This window comes from Bacillus sp. FSL W7-1582, from assembly GCF_038593325.1.
Classification (GTDB): Bacteria; Bacillota; Bacilli; order Bacillales; family Bacillaceae; genus Bacillus; species Bacillus altitudinis.
The window spans coordinates 904,095-922,362 of sequence record NZ_CP151987.1 but is presented as its reverse complement, the minus strand read 5'-3'; the positions used below and the strand labels follow the sequence as shown (position 1 = coordinate 922,362).

At 40.6% G+C, this 18,268-nt stretch carries 14 protein-coding genes and 1 pseudogene; 4 read left to right on the top strand and 11 right to left on the bottom strand.

The genetic code is table 11. The features are described from left to right. Positions 1-19: 19 nt before the first annotated feature. Both NSQ11_RS04675 and NSQ11_RS04670 read right to left on the bottom strand, forming a co-directional pair. A complete protein-coding gene (locus NSQ11_RS04675) occupies positions 20-2,926 on the bottom strand; it encodes a 5'-nucleotidase C-terminal domain-containing protein (protein ID WP_052321071.1) in 2,907 nt (968 codons plus the stop codon). An 82-nt stretch (positions 2,927-3,008) separates the two neighbouring features. Next, complete coding sequence (locus NSQ11_RS04670) at positions 3,009-6,371, bottom strand: CheR family methyltransferase (RefSeq protein ID WP_251185309.1); 3,363 nt, start codon at positions 6,369-6,371, stop codon at positions 3,009-3,011. A 144-nt stretch (positions 6,372-6,515) separates the two neighbouring features. Between NSQ11_RS04670 and NSQ11_RS04665 the strand changes: the two genes are divergently transcribed. After that, positions 6,516-7,160: a spore coat protein gene (locus tag NSQ11_RS04665; RefSeq protein WP_251185308.1), complete on the top strand. Its 645-nt coding sequence runs from the start codon at positions 6,516-6,518 to the stop codon at positions 7,158-7,160. A gap of 29 nt (positions 7,161-7,189) precedes the next feature. On the opposite strand, the gene NSQ11_RS04660 is transcribed toward NSQ11_RS04665, so the two are convergent. Together NSQ11_RS04660 and NSQ11_RS04655 are read right to left on the bottom strand one after the other, a co-directional pair. Next, positions 7,190-8,065: a hypothetical protein gene (locus tag NSQ11_RS04660; RefSeq protein WP_342501285.1), complete on the bottom strand. Its 876-nt coding sequence runs from the start codon at positions 8,063-8,065 to the stop codon at positions 7,190-7,192. 156 nt (positions 8,066-8,221) lie between these two features. Then, positions 8,222-8,728 carry a YhcN/YlaJ family sporulation lipoprotein gene (locus NSQ11_RS04655; protein ID WP_008349054.1) on the bottom strand — a complete coding sequence of 169 codons (507 nt, stop codon included), beginning with the start codon at positions 8,726-8,728 and terminating at the stop codon, positions 8,222-8,224. Between the two features lie 153 nt (positions 8,729-8,881). On the opposite strand from NSQ11_RS04655, the gene NSQ11_RS04650 reads away from it, so the two are divergent. After that, positions 8,882-9,298: a hypothetical protein gene (locus tag NSQ11_RS04650; protein WP_025206997.1), complete on the top strand. Its 417-nt coding sequence runs from the start codon at positions 8,882-8,884 to the stop codon at positions 9,296-9,298. Between the two features lie 36 nt (positions 9,299-9,334). Here the strand turns inward: NSQ11_RS04650 and NSQ11_RS04645 are convergent. After that, a pseudogene (locus NSQ11_RS04645) lies at positions 9,335-9,715 on the bottom strand (hypothetical protein). A gap of 94 nt (positions 9,716-9,809) precedes the next feature. Here NSQ11_RS04645 and NSQ11_RS04640 point away from each other — a divergent pair. Continuing rightward, the gene (locus tag NSQ11_RS04640; protein WP_144740626.1) at positions 9,810-10,901 is read left to right on the top strand and encodes a diguanylate cyclase; all 1,092 of its coding nucleotides are present in this window, start codon (positions 9,810-9,812) and stop codon (positions 10,899-10,901) included. A 211-nt stretch (positions 10,902-11,112) separates the two neighbouring features. After that, positions 11,113-11,313 (top strand): cold shock-like protein CspB, encoded by a 201-nt coding sequence (gene cspB, locus NSQ11_RS04635; RefSeq protein WP_008349061.1) that lies wholly within the window; start codon positions 11,113-11,115, stop codon positions 11,311-11,313. A 115-nt stretch (positions 11,314-11,428) separates the two neighbouring features. Here the strand turns inward: cspB and NSQ11_RS04630 are convergent, their stop codons facing one another. From NSQ11_RS04630 to NSQ11_RS04605, 6 genes are all read right to left on the bottom strand, one after another. Beyond that, on the bottom strand, positions 11,429-11,788 hold the full coding sequence (locus NSQ11_RS04630; RefSeq protein ID WP_017360371.1) for a hypothetical protein: 360 nt from the start codon (positions 11,786-11,788) through the stop codon (positions 11,429-11,431). Positions 11,789-11,801: 13 nt separating this feature from the next. Beyond that, positions 11,802-12,326, bottom strand: coding sequence for a flavodoxin family protein (locus tag NSQ11_RS04625; RefSeq protein ID WP_007497041.1), 525 nt, complete (start codon positions 12,324-12,326; stop codon positions 11,802-11,804). Between the two features lie 17 nt (positions 12,327-12,343). Continuing rightward, positions 12,344-13,963, bottom strand: coding sequence for a DHA2 family efflux MFS transporter permease subunit (locus tag NSQ11_RS04620; RefSeq protein ID WP_061418487.1), 1,620 nt, complete (start codon positions 13,961-13,963; stop codon positions 12,344-12,346). Positions 13,964-14,002: 39 nt separating this feature from the next. Then, positions 14,003-14,635 carry an HlyD family efflux transporter periplasmic adaptor subunit gene (locus NSQ11_RS04615; RefSeq protein WP_007497037.1) on the bottom strand — a complete coding sequence of 211 codons (633 nt, stop codon included), beginning with the start codon at positions 14,633-14,635 and terminating at the stop codon, positions 14,003-14,005. A 362-nt stretch (positions 14,636-14,997) separates the two neighbouring features. Then, complete coding sequence (gene yhbH / locus NSQ11_RS04610; protein ID WP_007497035.1) at positions 14,998-16,161, bottom strand: sporulation protein YhbH; 1,164 nt, start codon at positions 16,159-16,161, stop codon at positions 14,998-15,000. A 140-nt stretch (positions 16,162-16,301) separates the two neighbouring features. Continuing rightward, entirely contained in the window at positions 16,302-18,197 is a 1,896-nt protein-coding gene (locus NSQ11_RS04605; RefSeq protein ID WP_017360374.1) for a PrkA family serine protein kinase, read from the bottom strand. Positions 18,198-18,268: the final 71 nt, after the last annotated feature.

Sequence of the window (18,268 nt, the reverse complement as noted above, 5' to 3'; positions counted from 1 at the left end):
TGTCTTTGCTGATGATTCTTTAGCTTGCTGCTGCCTTTTCTTCTTGTTTCGCTTGTTGAATTCGGCCCTCTTTTTGATACACAATAGAAGCTCCCTCGAAGCTCTTTACAAAAGCGACCGTTGCTTCTAAATCTTCTGGGCCTGTTTCCGGATTTTTCCCTAGCCGCCCAATCGGTGCATACTTACTTCCAGTGGCAGTCGCCATGAAGTTGTTCACTGTGAGTGTATACGTTTTATCGAAATCAACGGAAGAACCATCAGGCAGTTTTAAGTCGACTACTTTATATGTTAACGGATTGTACGAATAAGAAAAGCCTGAAATGCTATAATCCGGTCCAAATTGAGGAGATATTTGAGCTTCAATGATATCAACTAAATCTTTCCCCTTGATGTCCAGCTTTACTAACACATTTCCAAATGGCTGAATATTAAAGAGGTCTCCCCAAGTAATGGGTCCTTTTTCGAGATTTTGTCTGATACCGCCGCCATTCATCATGGCAAAGTCACTTTTCATTGAATATCTCATGCCATCCGCAATGAGGTTGCCAAGTGGTGTATCACCATCATTGGAATAGCCACCTTCCATCTTGACGCCAGCTTCTCCAACCACCTCACTAATAATCGGCTCCACTTCTTTTCCGTAATGGGCTAAAATGTCCGCTGCTTCCTGATCCTTTTCAATACCAGCCTGGTCTACATACTGGATCTTTGCACTCTTTTTGACAATATCCTTTGTTTTCCGGTCAAGTGTGACATTGACTTCTCCAATTGCCTTTCCGTATTCAAAGGCTTGGACAATTAATTTTCCATTCATTTCTCCATTGACCACTTCGTGATTATGGCCAGCGAAAATGACATCAATTTCGTCATCACCTTCTTTGGCGAGCCTTGCGCTTTCTCCAGTAATGGTATCACCATTTTGAGAGGCGGTCATATGAGCCAGAACTGCGATCGCTTTAATCCCTTTTTGCTTTAATTCTTTCGTTGCTTCATTGACAGCTTTGACTTCATCAGTAAATTGAATATCTTTAATTCCTTCTGGCATGACCATTCCTGCCGCTGATGTTGTCACTACCCCGATAAAAGCCACAGGAATTCCTTCGACATCCATGATTTCATAGGCCGGTAAAAGTGGTTTGCCAGTGTCCTTGTATTCGCAGTTTGCACAAACAAGCGGGAAGTTCTGCCCATCGTATCCTTTTGTGCCTTTCGGGTGATCTCCACCTTTTAAGATGCGCAATAATTCATCTACACCTTCATCAAACTCATGGTTGCCGACAGTCCCAACATCAAAGCCGATGTTCTCCATTAGTTCAACGGTTGGTTCATCTTGTAAAAGAGAAGAAACCGGCGAGCTTCCGCCTATCATATCTCCTGCATGAACTGTCAGTGTATTTTTTTGCGCAGCTTGCTTTTGTTTTATATAAGCCGCCACATAATCCATCCGTCCATATGTTCCTTTACTGCCATCACCTTTTACATCCAGCTCATATTGCTGATCAATTTTCCCATGTAAATCATTCATGCTTAAAATGGTTAATGGAACTTCACGGGTTGATGCTGACGCCTGATATCCAGCCTGCTCTGCTTCTTCTTTAGAAGCAAAAAAGATACGTTTATCCACATCGATCTCATTCCAGCTGTCAGGTGATACGTAGGTTTTTGCAGATGAATCCCCCACATAACGTGTGAGCCCTTTTTTCTGCTCGCGTGCTCTAAATTCAAACGGCTGTTCTAGCAGAGGATCTTCTTCATTCCAAATACCAAGCCCTTTTTCCTTGGCATCTTTCACTGCTTGCTGGAACATCCGATACTCTTTTTCATCTCCAACAGGCCAAATGAAATAAGTAGGGGCATATCCTTTTTTCACAAGCTCTAGGTTCGTATTCAGCCCTTTTTTGGTTTTGACTTGAGCTAAAAGACGTCCATATCCATCCTTTGCTTCCGGGCCAATCTTTAATGTGACTCGATCACCACTTGAAAGAAGCGTTTTTAAATAATCCGTCGCTTTTTGTCCAAAGCGCAGCTGGTTTTGATCTAATTCATTTTTGGGCTGGTGGTAGGTTTCTGGTGTGTCCATATTCACGAAGCGTACCTTTGTTGTGCCGAGCACAGGCTTCTTCAAATGAATGGTATCTCCATCCACAACACGATCTACCGTTGCCTCATATTCTTTTTTGATTTTTGGCGGCTTTGGCTGGTGCTTCAGCAATTTGACATCGGTTTTGTGTCTTGGAAGTACTTGCAGCGTATCATATCTGCTTAAAACGCCAGTAAACTCATACCATTTTCCGGTCTTCACTTGATCAATGGCACCCGTATCAACCATGACTCTAAGAACTGTGCTATGATATTTTTTATCGATGATGACCACATTGTATCCACCGCCAGCTGGCTGATCTGGCGCTTGTTCTACATAGCCTTTTACCTTCACTAATCTTCCTTCATATTTGCTTGCCTGATCCGATTCCAATTGTTTAATGGAAACTTTCTTTGGCGAAGGCAATGGCTGATTCACAGCATCTATCTTCAGACGATCTTGATCTGGCACAATTTCAACGAGCCCTTTATAAGTCGTCACCTTGCCAGTCACCGTGACCTTCATGCCTGCTTTCAGTTCTGGAAAATTCTTCGGCTGCGCAGAATAAATATTGAGACCAGCTGTTTTGTCTTGAATATATGTTGATAGTTTCCCATTCCCTATAGCGGATTGATCTGCTGTTACGATTCCGCTCACCGTTACCGTTTCTCCTATCAGTTTTCGGGCTTTTTTTATGTTCATCGGCTTTGTTTGTTTCCATAAAGTCTCCTTTTTCTCAGAAGAAGAAAACGCCTCAGCTGTCATCATACTAGGCAGTAAAGATTGCAGACTAAATATCACCAAAATCAAACAACAGACCATTCGAATGGATTGTATACGTTTCATTAGATTTCTCCCCTTTGAACTTCATCTCTTCTATTGTACAAAGCAATTATTGAGAATGGATGGATTTCATGTAAAGCTGATCTCAATTACTTGGAAACGTAATAATCACACGTGTCCCTTCAAAGCTTTTGCTCTCAAAACGAATGGTACCGCCATGGCTTTCAATAATCTTAATGGTCATCATTAATCCAAGACCCGTGCCTTTTTCTTTCGTTGTGTAAAAAGGTTCACCTAATTTCCCAATCTCGTCTTCTGGTATGCCCTTTCCTTGGTCTTCAAATATCAGCATCATTTGGTCGTTTTTCAATAATGAAGTCACTTGGATCACACCTGTTACTCCATCCATCGCTTCAATTCCATTTTTAAGAATGTTAAGGAACACTTGTTTTAGTTCATTTGGAATGCCTTGAATATGTGGCAGAGAGGGCGCCAGATTCTTTTGAATCGACACTCCTTTTAAGACCGCCTGAGATTCAACGACCATAATGACTTCTTCGAGCAGAAGATTCACATTCACCGGTTCAAATTTAACAGATTTGCTTCTAGAGAGCACAAGGAACTCGTTAATAATAGACTCAAGCCGATTAAACTCTGACATCATCACATCGGCATAATCCTTCTGATACTTTTTACTTTGAATCATTAGCTGTAAAAAGCCTTTTAACGACGTAAGTGGGTTACGTATCTCATGGGCAATACCAGCTGCAAGCTGTCCAACTGCTGACAGCATTTCAGACTTCATCAGCATTTTCTCAGACTGTTTTTGACTTGTAATATCCTCTGAAATCCGCATGACAGTAGACTGCATTTTGTCAGGGTCATCGATTCGGTGTAAAGAGACTCTTTCCCATCGCTCACGCCCTGATAAGTCCTGAAAATACAACTCACCTGTCCAGCTGCCTTCTCTTAAACACACGTCCCATTGTTTCGCTAGATCATCACATTGACACAACGCATAATAGACAGAAAAAATATCTTTTCCGATCAAGTCATATTCATGCTGCTGTACAAACTGACAAAAGCGCTGGTTGACACACTGAATGACACCTTCTCCTGTTGCAACCACAATATGAATATGGCTGTTATCAAGTGCTGTCACCGCAAGATGAAGAGCCTGCTTCAATTTCGTCATTTCGGTCATTTTGATCCAGGTCATCACTGCTCCCTCGCGATCTTGATCATAGAAAGGCGTCATATGAACCGTGAATTGTTCTCCTTCGTTCGTTTCAATTTCACGTTCGATCACGCGCCTATCTGAAATGACAGATTGAATATCATGATAGAGCATTTCCTTCGATAGCTTCTTCACCATCGACTGAAAAGTTTGCTGGTGCCGGGTTTGAGCTGAAGTAAATAAAGAGGCAGCTGTAGGAGTGTGATAGCGAATATTCATTTCCCGGTCCACAAACAACGTGGCAAGTTCCGGCTTCACAGACGGCCGGTACAGTTCTTCTCTTGTCACCTTTAAGTTGTTTATGATATTAATAAAATGCTCGTTTGTTTTCTCGCGCACTTCTATTTGCTTGTTTTTTTCTTTTAATTGAGCCCTTGCTTCTTGCTCCTTTTGTTTGACCTCATTGAGCTCATTTTCTAAATCGACAATTCGCTGTTGATAAACCGAATTCTGCTCTGACATCCCTTTGTCCCTGCCGTTCTTTTGATTTTTTCCTCTCTCACTCATCCGAATGAGAATGACGTATACTCCTTTAAAACGGCGATCAAAATGTTTCACTGTAAAATCAGCATACTGCTTTCTGTCATTTTCCGAAATGAGGACATGTTGAAAGACAACCTCAGTCTCTTCAGTCCACACCTTTTGAAAGCTTTGACTTAGTATCTCTTTCATATAATCAGGGGTTACATATTCACATAATTCATCTGAGACTTCTGCATGCGCTAAGAAAGAATAGGCACCGTTTGATATCGCGAGAATTTGCTCGCAATCGTCTATGATGAAACATGCATCATACTCCTGCTCTACTTCTTTCATATATTGGACAGCTCGTTCTTTTAACTCCGTACGACCTGCATTGTATTTAGGAACGTTTGAGTGGGTGTAAATGTTCCACTTTTCATTTAACAAATGAAATAAACGAGGGATATTGGGTACCTTTTCATTCGGTCCTAATATCAACATCCCTTGATCCTTTAGTGCATATTGGAATCGAGATAAGACTCGTTTTTGTACTTCTGGCTGGAAGTACATCAGAACATTTCGGCAACTGATAAAATCGAGGTGGATAAAAGGTGAATCAATCAATAAATTGTGAGGAGCAAAGACAATATGTTTTCTAAGCGACTGCTTCACAATAAAAGCGTCACCTTTTTTTTCGAAATATCGCGCCCTCCATTTTTCTGGCATCCGTGCCATAGACTCAAGCGAATAAACACCTTTGCTTGCACTTTGGATGGCTTTCCGGTTGATGTCTGTTGCAAACACTTGAAGTTCAATGGACACTTGTCTTCGTTTCATTTCTTCTAAAAATAACATCGCAAAAGAATAGGCTTCTTCACCTGTAGAACATCCTGCAATCCAAATGCGGCATCGAGATTTCCCATTTTTCATTGTGTTTTCAATGATCGACGGAATGATGTGATGTTCACATACTCGAAAGGCTTCCATATCTCTAAAAAAGGAAGTCGTTCCGCTTAAAAGCTGTACATGCAGGCGATCAAGCTCATCTGGTTCTCTCTCTAATAAACGATCATACTCGGACAATAAGGAGATCGATTGGTTCGCACTCCTCATTCTTTTTTGAATGACAGAGAGCAGCCTGCGCTTCTCATAGGTTGAAAAAGCAATTCCTTTATGCATTTCAAGACGTTCAATCATTCTGATCAAAACAGGATCTGCAACATCTGTATGCGGAATGTTGATGATGTTGGCTATATATGACGCAAGTGCAGAAGGGTCTTGAAATGTTTGATGATACATACGATCAAACCCACTATTTGTCTCACTGCACGATAAGGCTGTACCGCCTTGCTCAACGATTTGAAGCAAACCACTTCCTACACAATAGCCTTTTTGAAAAAAGATCGCATAGGCCTCTTCCTTTTGCACACTGGCAAGTGACTGAAACAACGAATTCACAGCACACGCCTTGTTCGTAGGATGCTGCTCTGTTATGTGTAGCCGTTTGTCTTCTGTCAATGTCACAGCTGCATGCTGCGGACAAAAATAAATCGTATTTTTCATGACTTTCTCACCATGCTTAATCGGCTTTGCTCGGTAGCCAATCGGTAAAACAAGTGCTTCCAAATCAGTTACACAATCGCCTGTCACATGATTTTGCACAACAATAAAAGAGGCATTTAATTCCTGCGGAAATGATTGAAAAAAAGCCTCAAGATGATGCTGTTCAAACGGCGAAACACCGATGCCAATCACTGGTGCCTGCACATGTTCGTCTTCTATCAAACGATTAATGATTTTGTCCTGCATCTGGTACCCCCATGTTCATTCGTCTGATACATTTTTTCGACAAAAAGGAAGAAAACCCTCTAATTGTAAATAATGTTTTTTGCATGAAAGGAGGAAAACTTCCTCACATTAAAACAGACTGTATAAACAGAAGGAGGATTCTTTATGCAAAACGATCAGCAGACAAACGTTCAAGGACATGCCCAGCAGCCCCAATTCAATCATGGCGGGCATGAGTTATTTGATTTACATGAGGTATTGGCAGGGACCATTAATATTTTGGATCAATACATGATCTTTCGGCAATTTATCCAAGATCCCGCATTATCCGACATGTTAGATCGACAATATCAATTTGTATTGTCCCAGTACAACGTCACGGTAGATTGCTTTTCTACTGGTCAAAAGCCTAGTGAAGAAACATCTACTTATATGATGAAAGAACAGACGCAGGTGACATACGGAATAAAACCATCTCAGCCTAAAAAGCCAAATCAGTCATTACAAGATGTAAAAGATGCGGGAATTACAGGACATATGCTTGGTCTCGTGAAATCTCATGCTGGATTACTCTCAATGACTGCATTAGAGGTCACAAACCCTGTGGTACGACGTGTGCTTGCAGCGCAAATCCCGAACTTTATTGAAATGGCGTATGAAATTTTCTTATATCAAAACAAACATAGCTATTATCAAGTTCCGCAGCTTACAGCGCAAGATATGCAGGCGATGACATCTACATTTGCCCCTATGCAGGGACAAGTGCAGATGCCGCCAAGCAAAGTCAATCAGCAAAAACCGCTTCATTAAATAAAAACAACGGCCGACCTATTTACAGGTCAGCCGTTTTTTCTTTGATAATTCAGTTTAAATTGCTCTTCAAAATCTGTGAGACGTTGTCCTGTCGCTTGTTCAAACCCTCTATCAAAACGACTAGTTTTCGCCGTTTCCTCCATGATCTCATGTATGACATCTCGTCCATAAAGCTGCACAAGCTCATAGATCATATAGTAGCTTTGTAAATAAACATCTGTCTCATACGTCGTGCGAGATTCTTGCCAGTCTTGATCAGAATAAAGAGATTTAAAAGGAATGACGTCAAACCGTTCAGACGTGGCGTTCAGCACATCATAGGCCGTCCATTCTGCTGTTCCTTCATGGAACCAAAGGGGAAAGACGACTGGAGATACCTTATATGCATGCACCTTTTCATAGAAAACGAAATGGGCATACTCATGAATGAATAACGTGTTGAAAAAGTATAAAGGCAGTGTCTCTTTCTTCAACAATTCTTCCCGTTTATCTGGGTATAATCCAATCATATGATCAACATCAGAATAAAAACCTGTAATATGCTTGATGCCAGCAAATTGCTCAATCGTCTCTTTATCATCAAAATAAATAATATCTAACGGTTTATCAGCTTCATACTGAAACACTGACATCGTTCTCTTCTTTGCCTGCTCAAGCGCTTCTATGGTCAGATCGACAAAGGCGCCCTCATCCTCTGCATAGTAGATTCGAATATGTTCATAGACTTGCTTATTGAGTCCTTCCGTTAAGACCGTTTTAGGCGAAGAATGCTGCTCTAGATATTGCTCTGCCAGCTGGAACGCTACATAAATCAAGTACGCAGTGAACGCATAAAAAATCAAACCTGCTGCAATCATTCCGCTTACAAGTTTTTTATGAATTAATGACGGTTTTGCTTTCATTTACTCCCCACCTGAATTCATCCTGCAACCTCTTTCTCTTTCTATGAAAAAACAAAGATCAACAAGAGGTGATATATTTTTTACTTTATGCAGTCAGGTGCGCAAGGTGCGGTTCCAAACAAAAAAGCCGCATATGACATACGGCTTTTGTCGTAGCTATTTTGATTCAGGGAAGACACGTCGAACCGTTTCAGTAAACTCGTCGAAGAATCCTGAAATTGGTTCTCCACTTCTAATACGTTTTCCGTACCCTGCCATACGATCGACAAAGTCTGGATTAGCAGATACATACACATTATCAATTTGTTGATCCGTCGATTTGACTTTGTCAGAAATTTTCTTTTTCAAATCGTCTGTTACATCTCCGCTTTTATTGCCTTCAAGCACGACAGCAACAAATGCATTTTTCCCTGTGACAAGTACGTTCGCTGTTTTCACTTCAGACATGTTGGCAACAAGCTCTGATGCCTTATCTGCCACTTTCACCTTCTGAGGTGTCTGCACATTTGGTTGATCCTGTCTCATGTTGTCGTTCTTATATGTGACATTTTCATACTGTCGTTTCATTGTTCCTCTTCGTTCATCGCCTTGGTTGTTCATTCCACACCCAGCAGTGATCAATGTTGGAACGAGTAATAAAGATAGCATCCATTTCTTATTCATCAATTGATTCCCTCCTTTTGCTCATAGGTTTTTCATCCAGCAGACTTTTTATGCACACATCCTCTATTTCAGCAATGAATTCATAAATCAGCCTTGATTGGTCATCCTAAACATGATGAAGAAGTATCATCACGATCAAATGGAGGGATTCGTTTGTTTAAAAAGAGAAAAGGTATGAGTACTGGTGCAATGATCGCAGCATCAACAGCCATCATTGCATTATTTTCACCACTATTACGGAGAAGACTTAGCAGCATGACTCAAATGAATTTGTCCTCAATGATGAAAGGCAAAGATCAACACCAGCATGAGTCATCTCGTCATGAGTCCCATTCACATTCACGTAAAGACTCAAAAGGCACGGCTGAAGTAGGTCAAATGATCAAGCAGGCATTCACCGCTGTCCAGCCCAATGAAACAAATCAGCATCAAACATCATCAAAAACATACCAAACTCATCAACCGCCGAGAGAGTCTTACGCCCAGTCTCTTCACATTGATGAAAGTGTCATGAATGTAATGGATGATGAATCCATTCAGCAAGTGCTCAATGACATCGAGCACAAATAACTAAAACAGGAGCCTTTTTTTCAGAAAGGCTCCTGTTTATTCTCCTGAAAAATGCTCTTTCACCATGATGCAGAAGGAAGGCAAGAAGGTGATTTCGATCGTGATAACAAACCGTTCCATACCATCTAATAGTATCAACAGCTCTTTTTTATGCTGCCGATCCTTTTTTATTTCTACATGTCGCACAGTTTTAAAGGCATATACTCCTAAAACGGATGCGTCCTTTTTTCGAACAGCCTTCAAAGAAAATTCTTGTACTCCAAGAGACATCGTCACCACAAATCGCTCTTCCTCATTCTCGAACCGAAACGTTAGATCTTGATATTCAATGGGCATATCTCGTTCAAATCCTTCATCAGGCCACGTTTCAAAAAAAGAAAGCTAGTCCGTTCGATCTGGAAATTGTTTTCTCCTCATTTTAAACCCCTCATAAGTGAAATTTTTATTAATTATCTTGTTTCCCCTTTTCTTTTGCAACAAATTTTAGTAATTTTAAAAAGGTGATTTTATTTTGCTAAGAGACCTCTTTATTAATTTAACAATTCTTGTCACTTTCCATTATTTATTGATGCTTGTGTTTAAAGAGAATTTTTTGAAAAAGGAAGACACCCTGCTCAGACAAATTTATAAAGGAATGATTTCTGGGTTACTCGGTGTCCTCTTAATGTTTTTCTCTATTAAAGCAGGACCAGCCATCATCGATTTAAGACATATCCCCCTTATTTTAACGGCATTTTATGGAGGCATTGCACAAACGTTCATTGCAGCCTGTGTGATCATTATTGGCCGATTATTAATCGAAGCCAATGTTGCTTCTTTCATTAATATTTTTTCCATGATATTTATCGCCACAGCTTCCTTTTTAATTGCTGAGCGTCATATCAATCACGTCGTAAAAATGCTGTTATCTATTACCATGAGCAACGTCATTGCGACGATTTTATTTATCATCATCGTCAATGAAAGATCGTTTGAACTGCATACTGCCTATTGGATGTTCTCGTATATTGCCGGTTTATTTAACTTTTATGTCATTGAGCATCAAACAAAAGCGTATCAGATGTTAAATTTGTATAAATTCCAAGCTCATTATGACTTTTTAACTGGTGTTTTAAATAAACGGAAATTCGATGAGATATTAAGTGATGCTTTTTCTCTGAACTTAAAGCAACCTATCCATCAAATGTCCTTGATTTATCTAGACATCGATTATTTCAAAACCATCAATGATCAGTATGGACATCATGAGGGAGATATCGTTTTAAAAGAAATCGGAACAAGGCTAATTAAAAACACAAGAAGCTCTGATTATATTGGGCGAATCGGCGGTGAAGAATTTGCTGTGCTTTTACCGAATTGTTCCGTTGAAAAAACATGGCAAATTGCGGAACGTTTACGAAAAAAAATGGCGGATCAGCCAATTTATTTACAAAACGGAACATCGATTCACATTACGGTGTCAATTGGATGTGCTTGTGATGCAGGAACAAGTGAAAACATGAAACAATTACCGATTATTGCAGACCAGGAGCTCTATAAAGCGAAGCAGTCAGGCAGAAACCAAGTGAGCTTTTCTGGACGAAAAAGAGAACACTTAACATAGGCTTTTTCCTCAATTTGTTAGCGCTAATTATTTTTAAAAAAGTTTTCGTATAACAGTTGTTTTTTCCCGCAAACACTGGTAAAGTAAAGGTAATTATTTTTGTTCGTATCATCTTTAAGAAGAAAGTTTTGAAAGAGTTTTCGTCTTTGAAGTTTGTGTAAGAGCAAGAATAGTGAATTTAAGCGTTAAGATCGCTTTAGGAGGAAATTTCATGTTAGAAGGTAAAGTAAAATGGTTCAACTCTGAAAAAGGTTTCGGATTCATCGAAGTAGAAGGTCAAGACGATGTATTCGTTCACTTCTCTGCTATCCAAGGCGAAGGCTTCAAAACTTTAGAAGAAGGTCAATCAGTTTCTTTCGAAATCGTTGAAGGTAACCGTGGACCACAAGCTGCTAACGTTAACAAAGCGTAATTTAAGAGCATCTGCTCTTTTAGCACTTTATAGAGTGAAGGAAAACCGCTCGGCTTTTATGCCGGCGGTTTTTTTGTGCAATAAAAAAAAGAGAACCTGACGAGAGGTTCTCTTTTTATTTGTCCTTCTGCTTTAGTTTCTGTAAAGCAGAACGATACATATCATCATTCATTTTCGTCTCTGGTTCTTCTTCTTTGACAGGTGGTTCTGGCTGCTTAAACTTTTGAAGCGCCTGTCTATAGAAATCATCACCTGACGGAGCATCATCTGTCTGAGAAGGCTCTGACGCTTTTTCTTCCACTTCAGGCTCTACAGGTCTCGCCGCAACTTCTGGCTCGCTATGCGGCACGTCAGGATGGTTCGATACATCTTCTTTGATCTCTTCCTTCTCGGCCGAAGCGTGTCTGACATTGAACGCTACTAATCCGATAATGACTAGAACAGCAGCTACTAACGCTACAATAATCGTCGCCAAAAGAACCCTCTCCTTATCGCTTAAATGACGCAGTGACTGATGCTACACGTCTTCCTAATGCTTTCCCCAGCTCAATGCCTTCTGAAGAAATCACTTCATCAGAATCAATCGGGCACGTTACACCTGCTCCATAATAAGAGCCGTATAACGCATTTTCTGGAACATTTCCAGGAAGGCCGACCACAAGCATCCCTTGATGGAACATCGGCGTAATCAAATTATGCATCGTCATTTCTAAACCGCCGTGTGTTGTGGCAGTGGTACAGAAAACGGCACCGACTTTATCGATGAGTTTTCCTTCTGCCCATAAATACCCAAGACGGTCAATCCATGTCTTTAATCCAGAACTAATGGTACCAAAGTGACCAGGGCAGCCCCAAATGATTGCATCCATTTGATCAAGCTTGCGGATATCCGCATCTTTCACATGATCAATGAACACTTCAGCTTGCTCTGTTTCACCTGCGCCAGCTGCAATCGCTTCTGCAAGTGCTTTTGTATGGTCACCTTCACTATCGTATACGACATAAATTTTCATGTACGGTCCCTCCACACTTATCTTGCATCTTGGTTTGCTTCCTTAGGTGCTGGAAGCAATGTCATTTCTTGTTTCTTATCCTGCTTTTCTTTTCGCTTTTTATCCTTACGTACATCTCGCAGGAACAAGCTGAGAATCACACCAGCTGCACAGAATAATGTCACCCACATGTAAGCATCATTGATGCCCATCACATTGGAATCAACTTGTGCTTTCGTAAAGAGCTGGGTCGACACATATTTTTGAGCAGCTTCTGCTGTCATGCCCATATGGTGCATCACATGAGAGACAGCCGCCTGGAATGAATTCATAAAGAACGGATCAGCTGTATTCGTTTGATCTGCCATATTGGAATAATGGAATGTCGTGCGATTTGTATAAATCGTCGTGATCAAACTCGTACCGATCGAACCACTGATTTGTCTCAGTGTGTTTGACATCGCTGTACCATGACTGTTTAAATGTTGCGGTAATTGGTTCATCCCAGCAGTCATGACTGGCATCATTAAGAGTGACATACCAAAAGCACGTACTGCATACATGAGCACAATGTGACTATAAGATGTATCAATCGTCAGCCTTGTAAACTCGTATGTGGTAACAACCGTAATCAGCATCCCCACAATGGCAAGTGGACGAGGTCCAAATTTATCAAACAAGATCCCTGAAATTGGGGACATAATGAGCATCGCAAGTGCCCCTGGAAGCATTAATAGCCCCGATTGCAATGCAGTAAACCCAACGAGGTTCTGCAAGTAGATCGGTAGTAAGAACATCCCAGTGTATAAGGCAACGGTAATAATAATGTTAATAACACTTGATAATGAGAAAATGCTGTATTTAAACACGCGGAAATCAAGCATCGGATTATCCGCTTTTAGCTGTTGGAAAATAAAGAGAATGATCGCAATCGCACCAATGATAATCGTAGATAAAACGATTGGATCTGTCCAACCATCACTTCCCGCTTCACTCACTCCGTATAGAAGCGAAGCAAAACCAACGATCGACAGAATCGCACCAAGAGTGTCCAGCTTGATTTTTTTAGGCTCTACAATATTTTTAAACATAAAGAAAGCCGCGATAATGACAATCGCACCGATTGGTACAAGTCCATAAAACATAATACGCCATGAATAGTGTTCAATAATATAACCAGATAACGTTGGTCCGACAGCTGGCGCAAACATCATCGCAAGACCAAAAATCCCCATTCCTTTCCCTCTGTTTTCTGGAGGGAAAATAAAAAGGATTGTTGTCATGACGAGCGGCTGTAAGATACCGCCACCGACTGCCTGAATCAAACGACCAATCAGCATCGTCGAAAAGTTTGGCGCAATACCGCAAATAAAAGTCCCTAGTGTAAATGAAATCATCGCCACGAGGAATAAGCTGCGCTGGCCAAAACGTGTGATTAAAAACGCAGATAACGGAATGAGCACCCCGTTGACAAGCATGTAACCTGTTGTAAGCCACTGAATTGTCGTCGCACTCACATTAAATTCAGTCATTAAATGGGGCATGGCTACGTTCAAAAGCGTTTGGTTTAAAATCGCTACGAACAAACCGGCCATTAAAATGATCAGTAAAGACAAGGAGCCTGCTCCCTGTTTTGTCGCTGCAGGTTGATTTGCCATCTCAGACAACCTCCTTTCATTTTTTGATATCAGTCATCATTAAGATGAAATTTTGACAGAAGCATTCATACCTGGAAGTACTTTGTCAGATGGATTTTTAATTGAAATTTTCACTGCTACTTTTTGTGTCACTTTCGTGTAGTTACCACTTGAGTTTGTTGCTGGCAGCATATTGAATGTTGAGTTTGTTGCATAACCAATTTGTTCAACTGTTCCTTCAAATGTTGTATCAGGATCGCCGTCTACAACGATGTCCACTTTGTCACCTTTTTCAATGTTCTTAATGTCTGTTTCTTTAATATTCGCTGTAATGTAAAGCTTGCTGAGGTCAATCGTTTCACCAAGAACTGTCCCAGGCTGCACTTGTTGGTTGTTTTGTACTTCTTTTTTGACTAATGTGCCATCAGCCACTGCTTTAATGTTTGTTTTTGCTTCTCCTTCAACTTTTGCAACTGTGCTGTCTTTTTGCACTTCGTCACCTTCATTGATGTCCCAGCCTTTGATTTGTCCAGCTGCCGGCGCTGTAATTTGGTACATGTCACCTGTCACTTTTGCTTCATCTGTTTTTACGAAGTTTGTGCTTTCGTAGTAGTAATAAGCACCTCCGGCAATAATGGCAAGAATCACAATAAGGCCAATAATATTCGTTAGCAATAAACGCCCTCTGTTCATGTTTTGTTTCTCCTTTCATGTATAAAAATATAGTGTCATCTGCTTTAGCAAACTTAGAATGCCCATCATCTGACAGATTATGAAACAAGCTCATAGAGCTGCCTGTTTCCCCTTTTTCTACTCCGCTGAAAATGGTGTGCAGCCCATTTATACTTATTGTTCACTTATGAGCAAAAAGCAGAAAAAGAAGAAAAGACAATCGGCATCTTTTTTGAAAAACTTATATTTAACAAGATTAAATATTAATAAATGAAAATTGAAATGTCAAAGAGAAAGTTTTACTTTTTTTCTGGTGATCCCTTCCTTCTCCACACAAAAAACCTTTCAGCCCTTATGCTGAAAGGTTTTTTTGAATGTTCTCTTTAAGAAAGAACTTCTTCCTGCTGAAAAAATTTTTTTAATGCGAGAAAAACGTCTGATTTTTGCTTCAAAATATAATGCTTAAATTTCTCATCCTGAATATGTTTATATGCTGACATTAACGTAGAATGCCGATTATATTGATTCACTTCACCATAACAAAATAAATTGGCTTTTTTCATAATTTCAGAAACGAGCTTCACGCACCGTGCATTATCTGAGGTCAAATTGTCACCATCAGAAAAATGGAAAGGATAAATATTATATCGTGACGGCGGATATCGTTCGTCTATGAGCTCTAGCGCCTTTCGATAGACAGAAGAACAAATGGTTCCCCCGCTCTCTCCCCGAGAAAAGAAGTGCTCCTCATCTACGACCTTCGCCTCTGTATGGTGGGCAATGAATTCGATCTCGACTGTCTCATACTTTGTCCGCAAGAAACGTGTCATCCAAAAGAAAAAGCTTCTCGCCATATATTTTTCCCAAAGCCCCATACTTCCGCTCGTATCCATCATCGCTAGGACAACCGCTTTTGATTCTGGTTTGGTGACTTCATTCCACGTCTTATACTTAATATCCTCTGGATAAATGGGATAAAAGGAAGGGCTTCCTGTCATGGCATTTCGTTTAAATGCTGACAGCATTGTTCGTTTTTTATGGATATTACCGGTTAACCCCGTTTTGCGAATATCATTAAACTCGATTTCCTCGACAACGATATCATCAAGTTCCTTTTGTTTTAGATTTGGTAGCTCCAGCTCACGAAATAGCGCTTCCTCTAAATCCATTAATGAGACTTCTGCTTCGTAATAATCATCACCGGCTTGATCTCCAGCACCTTGACCTTTTCCCTGCCCTTGCTTACTGTCAGATCCATCCCGAGCGACCACATCGCCAACTTGGCTGTCTCCATCCCCTTGACCTACATGCTTATTTTTATCATAGTTGTACCGAATTTTATATTCATCTAAAGAACGGATCGGAATTTTGACCACATCTTTGCCATTAGACATGATGATGCTTTCCTCTGTGACAAGATCCGGCAAATTGTTTTTAATCGCCTCTTTGACTTTTTTCTGATGACGCTGCTGGTCATCAAAGCCTTTTCGATGGAGGGACCAGTCTTCCTGAGACACAATAAACTGACTTTTTTCTTGCCGGGACATCCATCCCCCTCCTCACCTTTTTGGACAATTCTTGTACCCATCGATTCCATTATCGTATGCTGGCCGTCGTCGAAATGACGATGATTTTTAAAAAAGACATTACCGGTGCTGGTTTGCGCCAATAATGCCTCCTTCATTTATTAACGATTCAGAAGACTGCCTACATATTTTAAGAGTTCGTTTGCACTTGTGGAATTATAGCCATGCTCATCAATCAATCGCGCCACTACTTCATTGACCTTCTTCAACTGCTGCTCATCCGGCGTTTTCGTCGATGTCGTAATTTTCACGACATCTTTCAAATCGGCAAATAGTTTCTTCTGAATGGCTTCTCGTAATCTCTCGTGAGAATTATAATCAAAGCGTTTGCCCTTTCTCGCATAAGCTGAAATACGAATAAGGATTTCTTCTCTGAATGCCTTTTTGGCGTTTTCAGAAATGCCGATCTGTTCCTCAATTGAACGCATGAGCTTTTCATCAGGATTCATTTCTTCACCTGTTAACGGATCACGCAGTTTGTTTTTATTGCAGTACGCCTCGACATTATCTAAGTAATTATCCATGAGAGTTTTCGCAGACTCCTCATAGGAATACACAAATGCCTTTTGAACTTCCTTCTTCGCCATATCGTCATACTCTTTTCGTGCGACAGAAATAAAATTCAAATAACGTTCCCGATCTTCACTTGAGATCGATGGATGCTGATCGAGTCCTTCTTTTAAGGAACGGAGGACATCCAGTGCATTGATGGATTCCATGTTCTTTCGAATAATAGTGGATGAAATGCGGTTAATGACATATCTCGGGTCAATTCCGCTCATTCCTTCGTCATGAAATTCCTTTTTCATCTCATCAATATCAACAGATTGGAAACCTTCGACACTTTCGCCATCATACAGTCGCATTTTTTTCACCAAATCGATATCAGACCGCTTCGGCTCTTTCAGCCTTGTCAAAATAGAGAACATCGCAGCTACCTTTAGCGTGTGCGGTGCAATATGAACATCTGAGACATCACTTTCTGAAATCATCTTATGATAAATGCGTTCTTCCTCTGTCACCTTTAAATTATAAGGGATCGGCATCACAATAATTCTTGAGTGTAAAGCCTCGTTCTTTTTATTTGAAATAAATGACCGATACTCCGTTTCATTCGTATGTGCAACAATCAATTCATCCGCACTAATCAACGCAAAACGCCCCGCCTTAAAATTTCCCTCCTGCGTTAATGAAAGAAGATGCCATAGAAATTTCTCATCACACTTTAACATCTCCTGAAATTCCATCATTCCACGGTTCGCTTTATTGAGCTCTCCATCAAACCGGTACGCACGCGGGTCTGACTCTGAACCAAATTCAGCAATCGTTGAAAAATCAATACTTCCTGTTAAGTCAGCAATGTCCTGAGATTTAGGATCCGACGGACTGAAAGTACCAATGCCGGTCCGTTTGTCCTCTGAGAAAAAGATTCGTTCCACTCTCACATCCTCAATGCGGCCACCATATTCCTCTTCCAGCCTCATCAAGTTCAAAGGTGATAAATTCCCCTGCACACGTATGCCGTATTCTCTATAGAAATCCTCCCGCAGATTTTGCGGAATGAGATGAAGCGGATCTTCATGCATTGGGCAGCCTTTAATCGCATAGACTGCGCCATGATCTGTTAGTGAATACTCTTCCAGCCCTCTTTTCAGCCTTGTGACAAGCGTCGATTTCCCGCCGCTGACTGGCCCCATTAACAATAAAATACGCTTTCTGACATCTAAACGTTTAGCCGCAGGGTGAAAATACTCTTCCACTAGCCTTTCCAATGATTCCTCTAATCCAAAAAGCTCCTGATCAAAAAATTTGTAGGTTCTGACCCCATTCTCCTCTTCAATCCCGCTGTCCTTAATCATATGATAAACGCGAGAATGAGCAGATTGAGCGACAAGTGGATTTTCTTTAATAATATCTAAATATTCGCTGAAGGTGCCTTCCCATTTCAGTCGCTGCTCTTCTTCTCTGTGCTGTTCAATTTTCTTTAAAATATCCATATGAACCTCCTCTTTCAAGATTGAAGCTAGAAATCAGATACTGTTTTACAATCTATGCGGAGGCGTCCTAT

What these genes read in the sequence shown, in the direction of transcription:
- NSQ11_RS04675 (WP_052321071.1), bottom strand. Translation starts at nt 2,926, where the DNA reads ATGAAACGTATACAATCCATTCGAATGGTCTGTTGTTTGATTTTGGTG.
- NSQ11_RS04670 (WP_251185309.1), bottom strand. Translation starts at nt 6,371, where the DNA reads ATGCAGGACAAAATCATTAATCGTTTGATAGAAGACGAACATGTGCAG.
- NSQ11_RS04665 (WP_251185308.1), top strand. Translation starts at nt 6,516, where the DNA reads ATGCAAAACGATCAGCAGACAAACGTTCAAGGACATGCCCAGCAGCCC.
- NSQ11_RS04660 (WP_342501285.1), bottom strand. Translation starts at nt 8,065, where the DNA reads ATGAAAGCAAAACCGTCATTAATTCATAAAAAACTTGTAAGCGGAATG.
- NSQ11_RS04655 (WP_008349054.1), bottom strand. Translation starts at nt 8,728, where the DNA reads ATGAATAAGAAATGGATGCTATCTTTATTACTCGTTCCAACATTGATC.
- cspB (WP_008349061.1), top strand. Translation starts at nt 11,113, where the DNA reads ATGTTAGAAGGTAAAGTAAAATGGTTCAACTCTGAAAAAGGTTTCGGA.
- NSQ11_RS04625 (WP_007497041.1), bottom strand. Translation starts at nt 12,326, where the DNA reads ATGAAAATTTATGTCGTATACGATAGTGAAGGTGACCATACAAAAGCA.
- NSQ11_RS04620 (WP_061418487.1), bottom strand. Translation starts at nt 13,963, where the DNA reads ATGGCAAATCAACCTGCAGCGACAAAACAGGGAGCAGGCTCCTTGTCT.
- NSQ11_RS04615 (WP_007497037.1), bottom strand. Translation starts at nt 14,635, where the DNA reads ATGAACAGAGGGCGTTTATTGCTAACGAATATTATTGGCCTTATTGTG.
- yhbH (WP_007497035.1), bottom strand. Translation starts at nt 16,161, where the DNA reads ATGTCCCGGCAAGAAAAAAGTCAGTTTATTGTGTCTCAGGAAGACTGG.
- NSQ11_RS04605 (WP_017360374.1), bottom strand. Translation starts at nt 18,197, where the DNA reads ATGGATATTTTAAAGAAAATTGAACAGCACAGAGAAGAAGAGCAGCGA.